The organism is Amycolatopsis sp. WAC 01375, assembly GCF_003947325.1.
Classification (GTDB): domain Bacteria; phylum Actinomycetota; class Actinomycetes; order Mycobacteriales; family Pseudonocardiaceae; genus Amycolatopsis.
This window is the reverse complement of record NZ_QHHW01000026.1, coordinates 41236-59339: the sequence shown is the minus strand read 5'-3', so window position 1 is coordinate 59339 and position 18104 is coordinate 41236. Positions and strand designations below refer to the sequence as shown.

At 69.4% G+C, this 18104-nt stretch carries 23 protein-coding genes; 13 read left to right on the top strand and 10 right to left on the bottom strand.

The window, feature by feature from the left end; all coding sequences use genetic code 11:
* Positions 1-11: 11 nt before the first annotated feature.
* From clpS to DL991_RS15795, 7 genes are all read left to right on the top strand, one after another.
* Positions 12-311 (top strand): ATP-dependent Clp protease adapter ClpS, encoded by a 300-nt coding sequence (clpS, locus tag DL991_RS15825; protein ID WP_005165655.1) that lies wholly within the window; start codon positions 12-14, stop codon positions 309-311.
* Positions 308-865 (top strand): DUF2017 domain-containing protein, encoded by a 558-nt coding sequence (locus DL991_RS15820; protein WP_125785076.1) that lies wholly within the window; start codon positions 308-310, stop codon positions 863-865. Before clpS ends, DL991_RS15820 begins: the two co-directional genes overlap by 4 nt.
* Complete coding sequence (locus tag DL991_RS15815) at positions 862-1854, top strand: P1 family peptidase (RefSeq protein ID WP_125785075.1); 993 nt, start codon at positions 862-864, stop codon at positions 1852-1854. The genes DL991_RS15820 and DL991_RS15815 overlap by 4 nt, the downstream gene beginning before the upstream one ends.
* A gap of 61 nt (positions 1855-1915) precedes the next feature.
* Entirely contained in the window at positions 1916-2332 is a 417-nt protein-coding gene (locus DL991_RS15810) for a Mov34/MPN/PAD-1 family protein (RefSeq protein ID WP_016336788.1), read from the top strand.
* A 72-nt stretch (positions 2333-2404) separates the two neighbouring features.
* Positions 2405-2677 carry a MoaD/ThiS family protein gene (locus tag DL991_RS15805; RefSeq protein ID WP_005165659.1) on the top strand — a complete coding sequence of 91 codons (273 nt, stop codon included), beginning with the start codon at positions 2405-2407 and terminating at the stop codon, positions 2675-2677.
* Between the two features lie 3 nt (positions 2678-2680).
* Positions 2681-3631 (top strand): PLP-dependent cysteine synthase family protein, encoded by a 951-nt coding sequence (locus tag DL991_RS15800; RefSeq protein WP_125785074.1) that lies wholly within the window; start codon positions 2681-2683, stop codon positions 3629-3631.
* 104 nt (positions 3632-3735) lie between these two features.
* Positions 3736-4449, top strand: coding sequence for an aspartate/glutamate racemase family protein (locus DL991_RS15795; protein WP_125785073.1), 714 nt, complete (start codon positions 3736-3738; stop codon positions 4447-4449).
* Here DL991_RS15795 and DL991_RS15790 read toward each other — a convergent pair.
* Positions 4410-5282, bottom strand: coding sequence for an arylamine N-acetyltransferase (locus DL991_RS15790; RefSeq protein ID WP_125785072.1), 873 nt, complete (start codon positions 5280-5282; stop codon positions 4410-4412). The two genes, DL991_RS15795 and DL991_RS15790, sit on opposite strands and share 40 nt — an antisense overlap.
* A gap of 91 nt (positions 5283-5373) precedes the next feature.
* On the opposite strand from DL991_RS15790, the gene DL991_RS15785 reads away from it, so the two are divergent.
* From DL991_RS15785 to rdgB, 5 genes are read left to right on the top strand one after another with little or no spacing between them, the layout of a single operon-like run.
* Positions 5374-6030, top strand: coding sequence for a rhomboid family intramembrane serine protease (locus DL991_RS15785; RefSeq protein WP_125785222.1), 657 nt, complete (start codon positions 5374-5376; stop codon positions 6028-6030).
* A complete protein-coding gene (murI, locus tag DL991_RS15780; protein WP_125785071.1) occupies positions 6027-6833 on the top strand; it encodes a glutamate racemase in 807 nt (268 codons plus the stop codon). Before DL991_RS15785 ends, murI begins: the two co-directional genes overlap by 4 nt.
* Positions 6834-6862: 29 nt before the next feature.
* Positions 6863-7630, top strand: coding sequence for an MBL fold metallo-hydrolase (locus DL991_RS15775; RefSeq protein ID WP_125785070.1), 768 nt, complete (start codon positions 6863-6865; stop codon positions 7628-7630).
* A gap of 23 nt (positions 7631-7653) precedes the next feature.
* Entirely contained in the window at positions 7654-8430 is a 777-nt protein-coding gene (rph, locus tag DL991_RS15770; RefSeq protein ID WP_125785069.1) for a ribonuclease PH, read from the top strand.
* A complete protein-coding gene (gene rdgB, locus DL991_RS15765; protein ID WP_125785068.1) occupies positions 8427-9032 on the top strand; it encodes an RdgB/HAM1 family non-canonical purine NTP pyrophosphatase in 606 nt (201 codons plus the stop codon). The genes rph and rdgB overlap by 4 nt, the downstream gene beginning before the upstream one ends.
* A 443-nt stretch (positions 9033-9475) precedes the next feature.
* Here the strand turns inward: rdgB and DL991_RS15760 are convergent, their stop codons facing one another.
* The 4 genes from DL991_RS15760 to DL991_RS15745 form a co-directional block, all read right to left on the bottom strand.
* Positions 9476-9760: a hypothetical protein gene (locus DL991_RS15760; protein WP_125785067.1), complete on the bottom strand. Its 285-nt coding sequence runs from the start codon at positions 9758-9760 to the stop codon at positions 9476-9478.
* Between the two features lie 131 nt (positions 9761-9891).
* Positions 9892-10368 carry a thioredoxin-dependent thiol peroxidase gene (gene bcp / locus DL991_RS15755; RefSeq protein WP_125785066.1) on the bottom strand — a complete coding sequence of 159 codons (477 nt, stop codon included), beginning with the start codon at positions 10366-10368 and terminating at the stop codon, positions 9892-9894.
* 27 nt (positions 10369-10395) lie between these two features.
* On the bottom strand, positions 10396-10941 hold the full coding sequence (locus tag DL991_RS15750) for a hypothetical protein (RefSeq protein WP_125785065.1): 546 nt from the start codon (positions 10939-10941) through the stop codon (positions 10396-10398).
* A 200-nt stretch (positions 10942-11141) separates the two neighbouring features.
* Positions 11142-11324 carry a hypothetical protein gene (locus DL991_RS15745; protein WP_026466904.1) on the bottom strand — a complete coding sequence of 61 codons (183 nt, stop codon included), beginning with the start codon at positions 11322-11324 and terminating at the stop codon, positions 11142-11144.
* Between the two features lie 129 nt (positions 11325-11453).
* Between DL991_RS15745 and DL991_RS15740 the strand changes: the two genes are divergently transcribed.
* On the top strand, positions 11454-12413 hold the full coding sequence (locus DL991_RS15740; protein ID WP_255433270.1) for a glycoside hydrolase family 25 protein: 960 nt from the start codon (positions 11454-11456) through the stop codon (positions 12411-12413).
* Positions 12414-12868: 455 nt separating this feature from the next.
* On the opposite strand, the gene DL991_RS15730 is transcribed toward DL991_RS15740, so the two are convergent.
* The 5 genes from DL991_RS15730 to DL991_RS15710 are packed head-to-tail and all read right to left on the bottom strand — an operon-like array spanning position 12869 to position 18085.
* Complete coding sequence (locus DL991_RS15730) at positions 12869-13960, bottom strand: zinc-binding dehydrogenase (RefSeq protein ID WP_233598863.1); 1092 nt, start codon at positions 13958-13960, stop codon at positions 12869-12871.
* Complete coding sequence (locus tag DL991_RS15725) at positions 13957-14247, bottom strand: putative quinol monooxygenase (RefSeq protein WP_125785063.1); 291 nt, start codon at positions 14245-14247, stop codon at positions 13957-13959. Before DL991_RS15725 ends, DL991_RS15730 begins: the two co-directional genes overlap by 4 nt.
* On the bottom strand, positions 14244-14837 hold the full coding sequence (locus tag DL991_RS15720) for a glycerol-3-phosphate responsive antiterminator (protein WP_125785062.1): 594 nt from the start codon (positions 14835-14837) through the stop codon (positions 14244-14246). The genes DL991_RS15725 and DL991_RS15720 overlap by 4 nt, the downstream gene beginning before the upstream one ends.
* An 18-nt stretch (positions 14838-14855) precedes the next feature.
* Entirely contained in the window at positions 14856-16418 is a 1563-nt protein-coding gene (locus DL991_RS15715; protein ID WP_125785061.1) for an FAD-binding oxidoreductase, read from the bottom strand.
* Positions 16415-18085 (bottom strand): glycerol-3-phosphate dehydrogenase/oxidase, encoded by a 1671-nt coding sequence (locus tag DL991_RS15710; RefSeq protein ID WP_125785060.1) that lies wholly within the window; start codon positions 18083-18085, stop codon positions 16415-16417. The genes DL991_RS15715 and DL991_RS15710 overlap by 4 nt, the downstream gene beginning before the upstream one ends.
* Between the last annotated feature and the right edge of the window lie 19 nt (positions 18086-18104).

Genomic DNA, 18104 nt, shown 5'->3' with positions numbered 1-18104 from the left:
CCATGGAGTGCATGTCCACGCCTGTCGCATCCGAGCAGACGCAGGTTGATCCACAGGGAGTAGAGGTCGTCTCTGAGGACAAACCCTGGCGGACGGTCGTCTGGAACGATCCGGTGAACCTCATGTCGTACGTGACGTACGTGTTCCAGAAGCTGTTCGGTTACAGCCGGGACCACGCGACGAAGCTGATGCTCGACGTACACCAGAAGGGCAAGGCGATCGTGTCCTCCGGTTCCAAGGAGAAGGTGGAGACCGACGTCGCGAAACTCCACGCCGCCGGTCTCTGGGCGACGATGGAGCAGCCTTCATGAACGGATGGCGCCGTAAGGGCGAGACCATCGTCGCGGGGTTCGAGCAGCAGGAGGCCGCGGTTCTGCGCGGTCTGGTCAGCCAGCTGGAGGACATGCTCACCGCGCGCGCCGAGGAGGCTCCGCAGGACGAGCTGGCCGAGCTGACCGGCATCCGGGTGGGCCCGACCGAATCGCCGGACGACCCGGTGCTTTCCCGGTTGCTGCCGGACTTCCACAAGCTCGACCCGGACAACCCGACCCGCGAGGACATCGACTCCGCCGCCGCGATGCGGTCGATCCACGAGCCCGAACTGCTGGACAAGAAGGTCGGCGTCGCCAAGATCGTGCTGGACACCCTGCCGCGTGACGGCGGGAACGTGCGGCTGACCTTCGAGCAGGCCGACGCTTGGCTGGGCGCGCTCAACGACGTCCGGCTCGCGCTGGGCACCGCGCTCGACGTCACCGATGACATGCCCGACGAGCTGCCCGAGGACGATCCGCGTGCGCCGCATCTGGGCGTCTACCACTGGCTGACCTGGGTGCAGGAGACCCTCATCCAGTCGCTGACGTCATGATCACCGACGTGCCGGGGGTGCTGGTCGGGCATCACGAGCGGGTCGGCGACGGCTGGGCGTCCGGGACGACGGTCGTGCTGGTCCCCGGTGGCGCCGTCGGAGCCGTCGACCAGCGCGGCGGCGCGCCCGGCACCCGCGAGACCAACCTGCTGGAGCCGGAGAACCTGGTCCAGCACGTCAACGCGATCTGCCTGTCCGGCGGGAGCGCGTACGGCCTGGCCGCGGCGGACGGCGTCATGCGCTGGCTCGCCGAGCGGAACCTGGGCATCCCGGTCGGGACCGAACCGCACGAGGTGGTGCCGATCGTGCCCGCCGCGGTGCTGTTCGACCTGCCCCGAGGCGACTGGGGAAACCGTCCGGACGCGTCTTTCGGTTATGCGGCCTGTGAAGCGGCTGCCTTGGGCCCGGTCGGGCTAGGGACCGTCGGTGCGGGCGCCGGGGCGAAGGCGGGATCACTCAAGGGTGGGATCGGGACCGCTTCGGAGAAGGTCGGGGAGTTCACCGTCGGCGTCGTCGCCGCCGTGAACGCCGCCGGCGAGGCCGTTGACCTTTCGACCGGCCGCGCGTTCGCGGCGGATCACGAGGTCGACGGCGAATTCGGCGTCCGCTGGCCCGACCGGCCGGGCGATGTCGAGGCGAAGGCGTCGGGGCTCAACACGACCATCGGCGTGGTCGCGGTCGACGCGGCGCTGTCCAAGGCTGAAGCACGACGGCTCGCGGTGGCCGCGCAAGACGGTCTCGCCAGGGCGGTCCGCCCGGCGCACACGATGTTCGACGGCGACACGGTGTTCGCGCTGGCGACCGGTGACCGGGAGCTGCCCGGTGGCGCCGGGCCCGTCGCGGCGACCCGGCGCGCGATGGTGCTGGACACGCTCTGCTCGGCGGCCGCGCGGGTCTTCGGGCGGGCGATGGTGCACGGCGTGCTCAACGCCACTTCCGCCGGGGATATGCGCGCGTACCGCGACGTCTGGCCCGAAGCCTTCTCCTGACCGAGCGTGGTCCGAGTGGCGGCAATCTCAGAGTATGGACCCGCCCCGTCCAGCACCTAAGATGGGCGACGTGCTCCGGATCCGCCGTGAACTCGTCGACGAGATCGTCGCCCACGCCCGTCGTGACCATCCCGATGAGGCGTGCGGGGTGATCGCCGGTCCCGAGGGATCGGACAGCCCCGAGCGGTACATCCCGATGCTGAACGCGGCGCGCTCGCCCACGTTCTACGAGTTCGACTCGGGTGATCTGCTCAAGCTCTACCGCGAGATGGACGCCAACGACGAGGTGCCGGTGGTCATCTACCACTCGCACACCGCGACCGACGCCTACCCGTCCCGCACCGATGTCTCGTACGCCTCGGAACCCGACGCGCACTACGTGCTCGTTTCCACCAAGGACCCCGATTCGCACCAGTTCCGGTCGTACCGGATCGTGGACGGGGAGATCACCGAGGAGCCCGTCGAGATCATCGGCTGAACCCGGCCCCGGGAATAACCCGGCCCGGACCGAACGTCTGCGTAGCAGAGAACCCACCGGAGGTAGAAAACCATGGCCGTGACCGTGTCCATCCCGACCATCCTGCGTACGCACACCGGCGGCGAGAAGTCCGTCGAGGCGACCGGCAAGACCGTGCTCGAGGTGATCGACGACATCGAGTCCCGTCACGGCGGCCTCAAGGCCCGCCTGGTCAAGGAAGAGAAGCTGCACCGCTTCGTCAACGTCTACGTCAACGACGAGGACGTCCGCTTCTCCGGCGGCCTCGAGGCCGAGGTCAAGGACGGCGACACCCTGACCATCCTGCCCGCCGTGGCCGGTGGCTGATCGATGGCTCGCTACGAGTCGCTGCTCGACACGCTCGGCGGCACCCCGCTGGTCGGTCTTCCCCGGCTTTCGCCCACCCACGACGTGCGGTTGTGGGCGAAACTGGAGGACCGCAACCCGACCGGCTCGATCAAGGATCGCCCCGCACTGGCGATGATCGAGGCCGCCGAGCGTGAAGGCATCCTCCGGCGCGGCTCCACGATTCTCGAGCCGACCTCCGGCAACACCGGGATCTCGCTCGCCATGGCCGCGAAGCTCAAGGGCTACGGCCTGGTGTGCGTGATGCCGGAGAACACCTCCACCGAACGCAAGCAGCTGCTGCAGGCGTACGGCGCGCGGATCGTCTTCTCCCCGGCCGCCGGCGGGTCCAACGAGGCCGTGCGCCGCGCGAAGGAACTCGCCGAGGCGAACCCGGAATGGGTCATGCTCTACCAGTACGGCAACCCGGCCAACGCCGACGCGCACTACCGCGGCACCGGGCCCGAACTGCTCAAGGACCTGCCGACGCTGACGCATTTCGTCGGCGGCCTCGGCACCACCGGCACCCTGGTCGGCGTCGGGCGTTACCTCCACGAGGCGAAGCCGGACGTGCAGATCATCGCGGCCGAACCGCGCTATGGCGAGCTGGTGTACGGCCTGCGGAACCTCGACGAAGGCTTCGTCCCGGAGCTCTACGACGCGAGCGTGCTCAACAGCCGGTTCTCCGTCGGCGCGTACGACGCGCTTCGCCGGACGCGCGAGCTGCTGGAGCACGAAGGCATCTTCGCGGGGATCTCGACCGGCGCCGTGCTGCACGCGGCGCTGGCCGTCGCCGAGAAGGCCGCCGCTTCGGGGAAGCCCGCCGACGTGGCCTTCGTGGTCGCGGACGCGGGGTGGAAGTACCTCTCGACGGGCGCGTACGCCGGCTCGCTCGACGAAGCGGCAGAAAGGCTCGACGGGCAGCTCTGGGCCTGACGCGCGGCCGCAACGATCGCGACTGCAATGAAGGGGCCCTTCATAGCAAAATTTGCAATGAAAGGCCCCTTCATTGCACGCGCGGCGCTGGCACGATGGCGGGCATGAAGGTCATCGGGCTGCTGGGCGGGATGAGCTGGGAATCGTCGGCCGAGTACTACCGGCTGGTCAACGAGCGCGTCCGTGAGCTGCGCGGCGGCTACCACTCCGCGCGCACCGTGCTGTACTCGGTGGACTTCGCCGACATCGAAGCGATGCAGGCCGAAGGCCGCTGGGACGACGCCGGACGGGAGCTGAACACGGCCGCCCGCGGCCTCGAAGCCGCCGGAGCGGACTTCGTCGTTCTCTGCACCAACACGATGCACAAGGTCGCCGACCGGCTCACGGACGGCCTTGGCATCCCGCTCCTGCACCTCGCCGACACCACGGCCGCCGCGATCAAGGCAGGCGACATCAAAAGCGTCGGGCTGCTGGGCACCGGTTTCACCATGGCCCAGCCGTTCTACCGCGAACGTCTCGCCGCGCACGGCCTCGACGTGCTCGTCCCGGACGAGAAGGACCGCGAGACGGTGCACCGGGTCATCTACGACGAACTCGTCCACGGCGTCGTCACCGAGGGCTCCCGTGAGCGGTACCGCGAGGTCATCGCGAGCCTCGTCGAGGCGGGTGCGGAAGGCGTCGTCTACGGGTGCACCGAGATCGAGCTGCTCGTCGGTCCCGAAGACAGCCCTGTGCCCACCTTTCCCACCACGAGGCTGCACGCCGAAGCGGCCGTGGATTACGCGCTGGGCGAGGCCTCACTCCCTCCCGCGGTGTGACGCTCGTGCTGGGAGACGGCCTGCCGCCAAAGCTTGTCCTGTTCTTCACCGGTGAAACCGGCGCGAGGCACGCCGAAGACGTCCTCGATCGCCGTCCACCACTCGGCCGGTGACTCCAGCACCGTCTTGCCACCCGGTAGACCGCTCAAGGTCAGCGCGCGCAGCGAATCCACGCCCTCGGCGTCGCGCCGCTGCAGCACCAGCGTGCGGACGAAGCCGGACTCCGCGGACGTGGACAGCTCGACGTGCTTTTCGGCGAAGTCCGCCATCACGGCCGCCTCCGGCGCGAAATCCATCCCGACGAAACTGCCCTGCGGATCGTGGTCGAAGCGCCAGCCGCCGGGCGTGACGTCCGAAGCCCGTATGCGGAACACCAGTGAACCCTGTTTGTACTCGCCTTCACGCAGCGGGAGCGGCTCGTGGATGCCGTCCCCGAGCCCCACGTCGACCAGCCAGCCGACTTCGGGAGTCTCCGGCAGCCCGGTCACCGTCAGGGCCAGGTGGTTGAGATGGATCCCGGCGGGATCTCCCGGGAGCTGCGCTCCGCTCGGATGCCGGGTGACCTGGTAACCGAGCGCCCGCAGCAGCGCCGAGAACGCGCCGTTGAGGTGATAGCAGTAGCCGCCGCGACCAGCGACGATCCGGCTGAACGACACCGCGGGATCCAGCGAGGTCACCCGGCCGAGCTGGACCTCGAAATCCTCGTACGGCACCCGCTCCACATGCGCCGCGTGGAGCCGGAAAAGCGCGTCGAGGCTCGGCGGCTCCTGCTCGAGGCCGAGTCGCGTGAGGTAGGCGGGCACGTCGACGTGCTCGGAAGAAGAAGTCCCCATGTGATCGACGGTAGCGGCCCCCACCGACAATTCAGGGTTCTCACGGAGGCGATCCCGCCGGTCGCCGTCGTAGCCTGGGGAGGTGACCCCTTTGCCTCCCCAGCCGGTCCCGGCGAGCGAGCCCGGTACGGACCCGGCCAAACGCGTCCTGCCGCCGAACCCGAAGGCCGCCGCGATCGTCGCGCTGGCCTTCACCGCGCTCCTCTACCTGGTCGAACTGGTCGACGTCGTGCTGCCCGCCGACCTCGACCAGAGCGGCGGCATCGTCGCCCGTGAGATCTCCGATCTCGACGGCGTGATCTGGGCGCCGCTGTTGCACGCGGGCTGGGGGCATCTGTTCTCCAACACCGTCCCGGTGCTGGTGTTCGCCTTCCTCGCGATGTCCGCGGGCATCGGCCGGTGGGTGCTGGTCACCGCGATCATCTGGGTGCTCTCCGGCGTCGGCGTCTGGCTGATCGCGCCGAGCGGCACGGTGACCGTCGGTGCCTCGGGCGTCGCTTTCGGCTGGCTCGCGTTCCTGCTGGTCCGCGGCATCTTCAACCGCGCGATCGGGCAGATCCTGGTGGCCGTGGTGCTGCTGGGCATCTGGAGCGGGATGCTCTGGGGACTGCTTCCGGGCACTCCGAACGTCTCCTGGCAGGGCCACCTGTTCGGCGCGCTGTCCGGGGTCTTCGCGGCCTGGGTGATGGCGCGGATGGACAGGTCCCAAGCCAGGAAGGCGGCCGGTCCCGGTAGCCTCGCCGGGTGACCAAGCCGAGCGCCGACGCCCCGATCGGCGTCTTCGATTCCGGGGTGGGCGGGCTCACCGTCGCCAGGGCGATCCTGGAGCAGCTGCCCGGTGAGCAGCTGCGCTACGTCGGCGACACCGCCCGCAACCCGTACGGTCCGCTGCCCATCGCGACGGCACGCCAGTACGCGTTGGAAGCGCTGGACGACATCGTCGACGGCGGGGTGAAGGCCCTGGTCATCGCCTGCAACACGGCCTCCGCCGCCTGCCTTCGCGACGCGAGGGAGCGCTACGACGTCCCCGTGATCGAGGTCGTCCTCCCGGCCGCGCGGCGGGCCGTTTCCGCCACGCGCTCCGGCCGCATCGGGGTGATCGGCACCGAGGGCACCGTCCGGTCCCGCGCCTACGACGACGCCTTCAACGCCGCACAGGACGTCGAGATCACCAGTGTCGCGTGCCCGCGGTTCGTGGACTTCGTCGAACGCGGGATCACCACCGGGCGCCAGGTGCTGGGGCTCGCGCAGGGCTATCTGGAACCACTGCTGGACGCGCAGGTCGACACGCTGGTCATGGGCTGCACGCACTACCCGTTGCTGTCCGGGGTGCTGCAGATCGTCATGGGCCAGGACGTCACGCTGGTGTCCAGCGCCGAGGAAACCGCGCGTGACCTCGTGCGCGTCCTCACCGAGGCCGACCTCCTGGCCGAGCGCGACACCCCGCCGCGGCACGAGTTCGTCGCCACCGGATCCGCCGAGCCGTTCACGAGGCTCGCTCAGCGGTTCATGGGTTTCGCTCCGGGTGTGCTGGCTCCCACCAGCGCATAAAACGCCGATTCCGTGCTTAAGGTGTCACAGTGCGTCTCACGATCCTCGGCTGCTCCGGCAGCATCCCCGGGCCCAACGCCGCCGCGTCCGGCTATCTGATCGAGGCGGACGGGTTCGTCCTGGGGCTCGAACTCGGCAACGGGACGCTCGCCAGGTTGCAGGCCCTGCGCGACCCGTTCGACCTGGACGCGCTGATCCTTTCGCACCTTCACCCCGATCACTGCGCCGACGTCAGCGCGCTCACCGTGCTGCGGCGTTACCATCCCGAGCTGCCGTATCCGGCGAGGCCGCGACGGCTGCCGGTGTACGGGCCCTCGGACGTGCACGAGCGGCTCGCCCACGCCTACGCGGCGAACGAGGCGGAGCGGGCGACCACTGATCTCTCCGACGTCTTCGCCTTCGACATCCTGCGGGAAGACACCATGGAGATCGGGCCGTTCGAGGTCACCGCGGTCCCGGTCGACCACCCGACCCCGGCGTTCGGCCTGCGCGTTTCGCACGGCGGCAAAACCCTCGCCTACACCGGTGACACCGGCGTCTGCGACACCCTGACCGACCTCGCCGGCGGCGCCGACGTCCTGCTGGCCGAAGCGTCTTGGACCGACTCGCCCGACCGGCCTCCAGGCGTCCATCTGTCCGGCAAGGAAGCGGGGGAGCTGGGCCGCAAGGCGGGAGTGGGGCGGCTGCTGCTCACCCACGTCGCGCCCTGGACCGACCGCGACGCCGTCCTCGCCGAGGCGGCCGTCGCGTTCCCCGAGGCCGAGCTGGTCGAGCAGGGCGCCGTCTACGACCTCTGACACGGGGTTCTAGAGTGGCGGCCGTGGCGAGAAAAGACGGCAGGAACGACGACCAGCTTCGCGACATCAAGATCACCCGCGGCTTCCAGCGGTGGCCCGCGGGCTCGGTGATGATCGAGTTCGGCGACACCCGGGTGCTGTGCGCGGCGAGCGTCACCGAAGGCGTCCCGCGCTGGCGGGCAGGCTCCGGCCTCGGCTGGGTCACCGCCGAGTACGCGATGCTGCCGTCGGCGACCAACACCCGCAGCGATCGCGAATCCATCAAGGGCCGCGTCGGCGGCCGCACGCACGAGATCTCCCGGCTCATCGGCCGGTCCCTGCGCGCCTGCATCGACCTGGCGGCGCTGGGGGAGAACACGATCGTCATCGACTGTGACGTCATCCAGGCCGACGGCGGCACCCGCACGGCGGCGGTGACCGGCGGCTACGTCGCGCTCGCCGACGCCGTCACCTGGCTCGGCGCGGCGGGCCGCCTCGCCGACCCGCAGCCGCTTTCAGCTTCGGTCGCGGCGGTGAGCGTGGGCGTCGTCGACGGCCGTGTGCGCCTCGACCTGCCGTACGAAGAGGACTCGCGCGCGGAGGTCGACATGAACGTCGTCGCCACCGACGCGGGCACCATGATCGAGGTGCAGGGCACCGGTGAGGGTGCCACCTTCGCGCGGTCCACTTTGGACACGATGTTGGACATGGCGCTCGCGGGCTGCGAGGAGCTGACCCGCCTCCAGACCGAAGCCCTCGCGTTGCCGTATCCCGGCGAGCTTCCCGAGCCGCGCCCGGACAAGAAGAAGGGCGCGAAGTGACCAAGCTGCTTCTCGCCACCCGCAACGCGAAGAAGCTCGGCGAACTCCGGCGCATCCTGGTGGCGGAGGGGATCGAGGGCATCGAGGTCATCGGACTCGCCGACGTCCCCGAGTTCCCCGAAGCGCCCGAAACCGCTCCGGACTTCGAAGGCAACGCGCTCGCGAAGGCGCAGGACGCGGCCGCCGCGACCGGTCTCCCGGCCATCGCCGACGACTCCGGCATCTCCGTCGACGCGCTCAACGGAATGCCGGGTGTGCTTTCGGCCCGCTGGTCGGGCAAACACGGCGACGACGAGGCGAACCTGGACCTCGTGCTGGCGCAACTGTCCGACACACCCGACGAGCGGTTGGGCGCCGCTTTCGTCTGCGCGGCGGCGCTCGTCGTCCCCGGCGGCGACGAAACCGTGGTCCGCGGGGAATGGCGTGGCTCGCTGATCCGGGAACGCCGTGGCGCCAACGGATTCGGCTACGACCCGATCTTCGTGCCCGAGGGTGAGACGAGGACTTCGGCGGAGCTGGAACCGTCCGAAAAGGACGGTTTGTCGCATCGGGGGAAGGCGTTGCGGGCGTTGGTGGGGGAGCTGCGGAAGCTCGCCGGTTGAGGTGGTCGTGAGTGGCGTTTCGGGTCGGACTTCCGGAGGCTTGCCAACCGTCCACAGAGGACGCGAATCGCGGGGAAATGTCTGCTTGCTCCTAGTTTGACCGTATCGGTAAGTACGTGATGGCCCCCTTCCTTGCGTCTAGCGCAAGGAAGGGGGCCATCACGTACTTATCTGCCCGGGTCAGCACGAAAACCGCCGGACCGCGAACCACTCCACTGGTCTTGACGGACCGATGAGCGCCGCTGAACCCATCCGCCACGTTTGCCTTACTCCTCAATAGAACTCGAAAAGCCACTCGTGACCGTCAGCGGATCTTCACGCCGGGCCCGAGTTCGTCGAGTCCGGTTATGCGGCCTTCCGGTCGTGCGTAGAGACTGATGTCGAGATCCGCCAACGGCCGGACGTCCACCGCGTCCCCTCGGCGGCGTAAATCGAGATGGCCTTCAGCGTGGGATGCGAGGAGTTGGTCCAGCTGGTCCGACTGTTGGGACAGGCGTCCTAAAATATCGGCGAGCGTCGCGCTCGGCGAGCAGGGCCGAGCGGGCGGGAAACTGTTCGCGGACGCGCCGGGCCAGAAGTTCTGGCTCGGCGTCATCCGTCAAGAGGGCTTCATCGGAGAGATCGACCTTGCTGAGCGTGTCCTCGACAGCGAGGAACGCCGCGGTGATCTCGTTTTCGGGCAGTGTCGAGAACCGTGCGGCGAGAACCGGCTTCAGCTCCTCGGCCACATACAGGCCGATCGTCTCCGCCAGGTTCTCGAGCTCGGTCTTCTTTCGCCGTCGTTGCAGCCACGACTTCGCCGCGTGCGTGGCGATACTGCCGCCCAGTTTGAGTGCGGGTCCCTCCAGCCCCGTCGTCGTCAGGACGCCAGGGAAAGGTCCCGGAGAAGCTTCGCGACGTGCCCCGTCGCGCGCACGTTGTACTGCGCCACCGCGATCTTGCCCTCGGGGTCGACGACGAACGTCGAGCGGATGACGCCTTCGTAGACCTTGCCGTAGTTCTTCTTCTCGCCGAAGGCGCTGTACGCCTTGAGGACGGTCTTCTCCGTGTCGGACAGCAGCGGGAAGGTCAGCCCCTCCGCCTCGACGAACTTCGCGAGCTTCGCGGGTTTGTCCGGCGAGATGCCGAGCACCCGGTAACCGGCGTCGTTGAGCTGCGCGAGGCTGTCCCGGAAGTCGCACGCCTGCTTCGTGCAGCCCGGCGTGCCGGCGCTCGGGTAGAAGTACACGACGACCGATTCGCCGCGGAAGTCGCTGAGCTTGACGTCGTTGCCCTCACTGTCGGGGAGGGTGAAGTCGGGCGCTTTGTCGCCGGGGGAGAGTCGCTGCTCGGTCATGACGCACACGGTAGCGAACCGGCGGCGTCAGACCTTCCCGCAGTACTTCGCGGCGACGGGCTCCGAGGGGCTCGGCCGCACCTGGAGGCGCAGCCTCACCGGCTTGTCCGGAACGGCGAACGCCAGATTCAGCCGGACCGACCGGCCCGGCGCCACGTCCTTGCCGGCGTCCGCGACGCCGTTGTAGCCCTGCACCGGGTCGACGACCTGTTTGACCGCCGTGGTTTCCCCGTCGATCTCGCCCGCGACGGACAGGCCGGAGAGCCGGTACGTGCCGTCGCCCGCGTTCGTCACCTCGATGCCGAAGGCCACCGCGCGGGGGCTCTGCGGGTACGCCGACGCGCTGGGGCGGAACGAGTTCGGCGCGGACACGGAGATCGTGACCCCGGTGGCGAACCGATGCGGGGCGCCGAACGCCAGGTCACCTTCCGTGTGGGTGGCGGCCACTCCCTGCTTCGGGGCGTCCGCGCCGAGCGCGGCGGCCCCTTTTTCCGGTGCCGGAACCCCGCAGGCGGCCGCCAGCATCAGGGAGCAGGCGGCGATCAAGAGCTTCGGGGTGCGCGGGGGCGCCATGTGCGGTTACTCCAGTCGGAGGTGCGGGTGGGCCGTTCGAGGTAGGTATTAGTGCCGAAGAGTCCAGAGTGACGGTCTTCCGCAGCCGAGAGGAGCGGCACGGCCGGGTTGAGGCGCACCTGGTGTACAGCCGTGGCCGATCCGTGATCGGAAGGGTACGGCTAGTGACAGTCGTCACCTCGGTGGCACACCGCCGACGGTCAGACGGCGAAGGCGAAGAACAGGATGAAGATCGCCAGACCGGACACCCAGGCCACGATCAACCAGCCGAAATCGCGCATCGGATCGACCGCTCGGCTCTCCTCGCCGGGGACGTAGACGCCGCGTTCTTCGAACCAGTCCGCCCACCGGGTCATCCAGCGAAAGGGGCTTCGAGACGCCATGTAGTCACAGTACGGGTATGGGTGAGCCGAGTCAGCCGAGGAGGGGCCGCCCAAAAGGGCGAATCGGACGTACCAGGTATCGCCCACTAGGCCCTTTTGTCCAACCGGTTCACCCGTCAGGCTGTAACGATGGCGCTGGGAATAGATATCTACAGCCGCTTTCAGTCCGTTACCAATTGGCAGGCCGTCAAGGATCATGGCGTGACGTTCGTCTTCGTCAAGCTCACCGATGGTGGTGGATTGCCGAACGGCGGCCGCAACACCGGCGATGCCTTGGTGGCCGGAGCCAGATCCGTGGGAATCCCGGTGGGCGGCTACCACTTCGCTCAGGCGAGTCCGTCGCCGGAGGCACAGGCTGACGTATTCATCGCGGAGGTCCGGCGACTCGGGGCGACCGGATGCGTCCCGATGCTCGACCTCGAGGACAACCCACCCGGTTCGGGGACGCCGAACATCCCCGACGCGCGCAAGCGCGACTTCTCGATCAGGTTCTGCAACCGCGTGGCGGGACACGGGTTCCGGCCAGGCATCTACATGAACAACTCGCTCGCGAAGATGCTGCGGCCGGACCGGTTCGGCGTGCCGGACCTGGTCATCTGGATCGCGCGCTACGGCGCCAAACCCGATGCCGCCGCGGGCCACTACGACGTGCACCAGTACTCCGACGCCGGCCAGGTGCCCGGCATCCGCGCGAGCAGTGTCGACCTCAACGAGTCCTACACGAACGCCCACTTGACCGGCGGCGGCGCCGCACCGAAGCGGAAGGCGACGACAGAACTCATGGAACGCAGGACCATTCCGGCCAGCCCGTCCGTCACGTCCGTGCGGCTGCTCCTCTCCGGCAGCGAGACGGCCGCGATCATCGTCCGCCCGCGTGTCGACGGGGACGGCATCACCGACGCGCCCGTATGGCAGGGCAACATCTACGCCTGGGGCAGCGACAAGGTGGGTGTCGGCGGGAATCCCATGCAGACGCCCGGATTCAACCCGAAGACGGTTTCGCACCGGCGGTACCACCTGCCGGGCGCGGTGTGGGCCGACTTCGAGTACAGCTCGAACGTGGACTTCGAGATCGACATCGTCGGCTGAGCCTGGAAGTCGGTGAAGGCCTCCTTTCCTACTCTCAAGGTAGGGAAGGAGGCCTTCACGGACTTCGGGGTGTGGCACGATGATCGGGTGATGGACTTCCGAAAGGGCAATGCCGCGTAGAGCGCCCGCACGAGTCCGGCGAGGGCTTCGACTTCGGCGCCCGGCCGAACTCCGTGACCCGTGGGATTTTTCGCCCGCACTCGCCGCAGAGATCTCCCGGCTCGAACGTTCCCGGAACTATCTCGGCCCCGGTGCGATCCGGACCGCGCTCCGCCTCTGGAGAGAGTTCACCGCGGACCCGTACCGACGGCTTCGGGTCGACACCGAGGGCTGTGGTATTCGGGAGTGTTGCGGCGATCCCCGGCAAGCGAGGGAAATACTCGAAGGTGTGCTGCTCGCCCTCCCGGCGCGAGCCGCCAAGGAGTGATGGTTCGCGCGCCGATCCCGGACCTTGATCAAGAGAAGGTGACGACCTGCCGGACCGCGGCGCCCCGCCGCAACCGGTCGAAGCCCGTGTTGATCTCCTCGAGCCCGATCCGGTGCGTCAGCAACGCCTCCACGGGCAGCAGCCCGGCCCGGTAAAGGGCGATGAAGCGGGGGATGTCGCGCCGGGGGACGCACGAGCCGAGATAGCTGCCGCGCAGCGTCTTTTCCTCCGCCACCAGGCTTTGCGCGGGCAGCGCGAGTTCGGCGGACGGGTCGGGAAGGCCGACGGTGACCGTGGTGCCACCGGGTCGGGTCGCTCGGTAGGCCTGGTGCAGGGCGGCGACCACGCCGGTGGTGTCGACGGCGTGGTCGGCGCCGCCGCCGGTGAGTTCCTTGATCGCGTCGACGTCGCCCTCGAGTGCGTGGGTGGCGCCGAGGGACAGTGCCAGCTCGCGCTTTTCGGCGACGAGGTCCACAGCTACCAGTGTGGCCGCGCCGGCGGCTTTCGCGGCGAGGAGTGCGGCGAGGCCGACGCCGCCGAGACCGAACACGGCGACGCTGTCTCCTGGTCGTACGTCGGTCGCGTTGAAGACGGCGCCGGCGCCGGTGAGTACCGCGCAGCCGAACAGGGCCGCGATGTCGAACGGCAGGGCGTCGTCCACGGCGACCACCGAACGCGCCGAGACGACGATGTGCTCCGCGAACGCGGAGACACCCAGGTGGTGCCCCGGGCGGCCGTCGGGGGAGGACCAGCGGGTGCCGCCGCCGAGCAGGGTGCCGTTCCGGTTCGACTCGGCCGCCGGACCACACAGGGCGGGACGTCCGGTGAGGCAGGGTCGGCAATCGCCGCAGGAGGGTACGAACGACAGCACGACGTGCTGACCCGCCGTGAAGCCGGTGCCCTGCCCCGCTTCGACCACCTCGCCCGCGGCCTCGTGTCCCAGGACCATCGGCAGAGGCCGGGGCCGCGAACCGTCGATCACCGACAGATCCGAGTGGCACAGCCCGGCGGCCCGCACCCGGACGAGCAGCTCACCCGGCCCGGGCGGTTCCAGCGTCATCGTCTCGATTTCCAGCGGGCGGCCGACTTCGCGGAGGACCGCGCCCCGGACCCGCATCATCGCCCGCTCCCGGCCGGGACGCAGGTGGTGACCTGGCGTTCGGACAACAGCGGCACGACCTCGCCGAGCACGATCCGCCGGAAGTGCTCCGACTCGCAGTGGCCGGTGAAGTCCTGTTCGGACTCGTACTCCTCGACGATCACCACCACTCCGTCCTCGGTTCCGGAATGGACGGTGTACCGGAGACAGCCGGGCTCACGCCGTGAGTCGGCGGCCATCGGCTCCAGTAGTTCGAGGACGCGGTCCCGGTGCGCGGTCACGTACCGGGCCACCACGACGAAGCTCATTTTTCTCCTGCGCTCAGCTGGGACCGGGTCAACGACCACAGCCCCGAATCGGACGACGCGGCGCCCAGCGCGCCCATCGCGAGGGAATGGGCCACCCCGGACCGGTCGGTGACGAAACCGGCCGCCACGAACGGCGACATGACTTCGCGGGCCTGCGCCGACATCCAGGGGATGATCGGCGCGGGCATGAGCTCCACCAGGTCGGGGCGGCTGCGTTTCACCGCTTCCAGGCTGCGGTTCAGATTCGACCGGTCGGTGACGAACACCTTGTGCATCGTGAGCATCGACAACGTGCGTGCCCGTTCGATCGGGGCGACCCTGGTGCTGACCACCCCGGTCGCCCCGATCTCCTGGAGGAAGTCCACGCCGCCGCGATCGGTGGCGAGGCCGGGACAGGAGTCGATGTTGACGAAGAGGACCTTCTCCAGTCCCGTCAGCACCGGCACGATCTTGGCCAGCTGCCCGACCGGGACCGCCGCGAGGATGCCGACGCGGGACGCCGAGTTCGCGAAGTCGCCCACCTTGGCGGTGCCGACCACCGACGCGCAGACCGGGACGTCCGCGAACGCCGCCGTGATCCTCTCGTTCATACGGTCCACAGTGGTCGATCAGCTCGTGGAGTCAAGGGGGTTCGGCCCGAAGTCACTGGGCAGCCCGAGCTTGCCCGGGTTGAGCAGGCCCTGCGGATCGAGGGTCCGCTTCACGGCGACGAAGGTGTCGAAGCCCGTGCCGAGCGTGTCCGCGAGGTACGGCCCGCGAAGCAGCCCGGAACCGTGGTGGTGGCTCAGCGCGGCGCCGTGGCGTACGAGCACGGCGTTGGCCGCGTCCCACGCCGAGCGGTACCAGTGCCGCCGCTTCTCCGGCTCGACGTCGCCGCGCAGCGAGAAATACAGGCAAGCGCCGTCGGTGTAGGCGTGCGACTGGTGCGCGGAGGCGGCCACGGTGCCCGGAACGGCCTGGATCGCGGCCACGACCTCGTCGTAGATCGTGGGCAGCGCCGACCACGCCCCGGCCATTTCGAGGGTGTCGGCGACGAAACCCGGGCCGGGCGTGAACCCGTCGGCCGACTTGCCGACCAGCATCCGCTCGTCCAGCCAGCGTTCGAAGAGGGCCGGACCGTCCAGTTCGGACCCGGTCGCGGAGCAGACCTCGGAGCTGACGCGCAGCATCGCGTCGACTAGCACCGGGTCGCCTTCGTCGGCGATCAGCAGCAGGTTGGTGTCCGGCAGGCCGAAATGCGTTCCGCTCTCCAGCTTGTCGTAGAGCCGCATCGCGGCCGGGGTCGCGCCGCGCTGCATGATCAGACGGCACGCCTCCAGCCCCTCGGCGAAGGTTTCGAAACCGTAGGCGACCGCCTTGGCGTACTCGGGCAGCGGATGGGTGCGCAGCCGCACGGAGGTGATCACGCCGAGCGTGCCTTCCGAGCCGACGAACAACTGACGCAGGTCAGGACCGGTGGCCGCCCGCGGGTAGTCGCCGAACCGGGCGAGCGTGCCGTCGGCCAGCACGACGTCGAGGCCGACCACCATGTCCTCGATCTTCCCGTAGCGGGTGGAGAGCTGACCCGCGCCGCGGCAGGCCACCCAACCGCCCACAGTGGACAGTGCGAAGGCGGACGGCCAGTGCCCCGTGGTGGCACCGTGCGTCTTCTGCAGTTCGGTTTCGAACAGGTCGCCGAACATGCCTGCCTGCACGTCGACGACCTGGGAGTCCGCGTCGAAGGACAGGATCCGGTTCAGCCCGCAGACGTCCAGCACCACCCCGCCGAACACCGGCAGCGCGGCACCGGTGACGTTGCTGCGCCCGGCGGACACCGTGAGCGGCACCCCGTGCTCACCGCACAGCCGGACCACGGCCTGTACCTGCTCGACCGTGCTCACTTCGGCGATCACCGCGTCCGGGGTCGCCGGGTTCCCCGCGGTCTCGCCGATCATCGAACCGGCCCACCAGTCACGGGTCCGCAGCACGACCTCGTCGTGGTCGGTGTGCACCGCGTCCGCGACGCCCCGCAGCGACTCGGTCAGCGCGGCGGGCACGGCGACGGTGGTCGTCTGCAACGATGCCGCCCCCTGCCCGGGCGGGGTGCGGTCGCCCCAGCGCGGCGGTGTCGGCGCGCCGACCACGTACTTGCCCCGGTTGAACGGATGGGCGATGGTCTGGCTGCTGATCATGCGTTGTCTCCCAACAGAATCGACTTCTCCCGGGCGACTTCCGCCCGATAGTCCTCCACTTGCGCGGCCACGGTTTCCGGCGACAGCCCGAGTTCGGCGCCGAGCAGTTCGCCGACGAGCGGAGCCGCCTCGGCGGAGGCGTCCCTGGCGAACAAGCGCAGCCGGGTGCGCCGGGACAGCACGTCGTCCACCGAACGCGCCATTTCCGATCTGGCCGCGAACACGACCTCGGCCTTGAGATGCGGCTGGCCGGGGATGAGCGGCTCGCCGAGCGCCGGGTCCTCGTCGACGAGTTCGCTCACGAAACGGGCTTCGGTGCCGTAGCGGCCGCCGAGGTGCGCGGCGACACCGCCGGTCGCGGCGGTGGCCTCGGCGTCGTAGCCGGCGCCGCCGAGCAGGGGCAGGTTCTTGGTGCGGCAGCGGGCTTTGCGTCCCAGCAGGCCGAGGGCCTTGTCCACGACGAGTTCGCCCATATGCCTGCTGGTGGTGAGCTTTCCGCCGGTCACGGTGACCATGCCCGAGGCGACGGTGATGTGGTGATCGCGCCGCATGTCGAGCGTGGTCCCCTCGGAGCCGCCGACGAGCGGCCGCAGACCCGCGTAACTGCCCAGCACGTCCTCGGGGCCGAGCTTGGTGTCGAAGGCGATCGTGGCGCCTTCGAGCAGGAACTCCATCTCGTCGCGCGTGCAGTGCACGTCGTCGGTCGGGCCGTCGTAGTCGGTGTCGGTGGTGCCGACGACGACCACGTCACCCCAGCGGGTGCAGGTCGCCCGCCTCGCCCGGCCCGGGATCGGCACCGTCACCGTGCAGTCGTTGCGGATCTTCGACCACGGCAGCACGATGTGGACGCCCTTCGCCGGGCGCACCTGGGGCCGGTGTCCCGCGGACGCCATGCCGTCGACGCTGTCGGCCCACACCCCGGTCGCGTTGACGACCACGCGGGCCCGGACGTCGATCCGCTCGCCGTCGGCTTCGACCGTCGCGCCGGTCACGCGTCCGCCGGTGGCGCGGAGGCCGGTCACCTCGGCGCCGTTGACGACGACCGCGCCGAGCCGGGCCGCGCTGCGCACGATCGCGAGGGTCAGCCGGGCGTCGTCGGCGCGGCTGTCGTAGTACATCAGGCCGCCGCGCAGATGGTCCGCGCGCAGCGTGGGGGCGTGCGCCAGCACCTCGTCGACCGTGAGCCGCTGGTGCAGCTTGCCGATCCGCCAGCCGCCCGCGAGATCGTATGTCCACAAGAGACTCTCGAAGGCGCGGGCGATCCTGGCGTCGAAAACGCCGTCCTTCGCCAGGATCGGGAACAGGAAGGGCAGGCGCTGCACCAGATGCGGGGCGTTGCGGCGGAACCTTTGGCGCTCCAGCAGGGAATGCCGGACCAGGTCCAGGTTGCCCTGCTCGATGTAGCGCAGCCCGCCGTGCACCATCTTGGACGATTTGGACGATGTCCCCGAGGCGAAGTCGTCCCGTTCGACCAGCGCGACCGAAAGGCCTCGGGAGACGGCGTCCAGCGCGCAGTAGGCGCCGGTGATCCCGCCTCCGATCACGAGCAGGTCGAACTCACCGGTTTCGAGTCCGGTCAGCGCGGTGCGACGATCCAGCCGCAAGGGTGCCGAAGGGGTCGCTCCCGCGGCGGCGGCGTTCGGCCGCCGGGACGGCAGTGTGAACATGGAGGAGCCTTTCCGATCA

Excerpts from the sequence above, each read along its gene's own strand:
- DL991_RS15750 (WP_125785065.1), bottom strand. The coding sequence starts at position 10,941 with ATGGCGCCCCCGCGCACCCCGAAGCTCTTGATCGCCGCCTGCTCCCTG.
- DL991_RS15805 (WP_005165659.1), top strand. The coding sequence starts at position 2,405 with ATGGCCGTGACCGTGTCCATCCCGACCATCCTGCGTACGCACACCGGC.
- clpS (WP_005165655.1), top strand. The coding sequence starts at position 12 with ATGTCCACGCCTGTCGCATCCGAGCAGACGCAGGTTGATCCACAGGGA.
- DL991_RS15710 (WP_125785060.1), bottom strand. The coding sequence starts at position 18,085 with ATGTTCACACTGCCGTCCCGGCGGCCGAACGCCGCCGCCGCGGGAGCG.
- DL991_RS15795 (WP_125785073.1), top strand. The coding sequence starts at position 3,736 with ATGAAGGTCATCGGGCTGCTGGGCGGGATGAGCTGGGAATCGTCGGCC.
- DL991_RS15725 (WP_125785063.1), bottom strand. The coding sequence starts at position 14,247 with ATGAGCTTCGTCGTGGTGGCCCGGTACGTGACCGCGCACCGGGACCGC.
- DL991_RS15745 (WP_026466904.1), bottom strand. The coding sequence starts at position 11,324 with ATGGCGTCTCGAAGCCCCTTTCGCTGGATGACCCGGTGGGCGGACTGG.
- DL991_RS15715 (WP_125785061.1), bottom strand. The coding sequence starts at position 16,418 with ATGATCAGCAGCCAGACCATCGCCCATCCGTTCAACCGGGGCAAGTAC.
- DL991_RS15820 (WP_125785076.1), top strand. The coding sequence starts at position 308 with ATGAACGGATGGCGCCGTAAGGGCGAGACCATCGTCGCGGGGTTCGAG.
- bcp (WP_125785066.1), bottom strand. The coding sequence starts at position 10,368 with ATGACCGAGCAGCGACTCTCCCCCGGCGACAAAGCGCCCGACTTCACC.
- DL991_RS15800 (WP_125785074.1), top strand. The coding sequence starts at position 2,681 with ATGGCTCGCTACGAGTCGCTGCTCGACACGCTCGGCGGCACCCCGCTG.
- DL991_RS15815 (WP_125785075.1), top strand. The coding sequence starts at position 862 with ATGATCACCGACGTGCCGGGGGTGCTGGTCGGGCATCACGAGCGGGTC.
- DL991_RS15720 (WP_125785062.1), bottom strand. The coding sequence starts at position 14,837 with ATGAACGAGAGGATCACGGCGGCGTTCGCGGACGTCCCGGTCTGCGCG.
- DL991_RS15740 (WP_255433270.1), top strand. The coding sequence starts at position 11,454 with ATGGCGCTGGGAATAGATATCTACAGCCGCTTTCAGTCCGTTACCAAT.
- DL991_RS15730 (WP_233598863.1), bottom strand. The coding sequence starts at position 13,960 with ATGATGCGGGTCCGGGGCGCGGTCCTCCGCGAAGTCGGCCGCCCGCTG.
- DL991_RS15790 (WP_125785072.1), bottom strand. The coding sequence starts at position 5,282 with ATGGGGACTTCTTCTTCCGAGCACGTCGACGTGCCCGCCTACCTCACG.
- DL991_RS15810 (WP_016336788.1), top strand. The coding sequence starts at position 1,916 with ATGGGCGACGTGCTCCGGATCCGCCGTGAACTCGTCGACGAGATCGTC.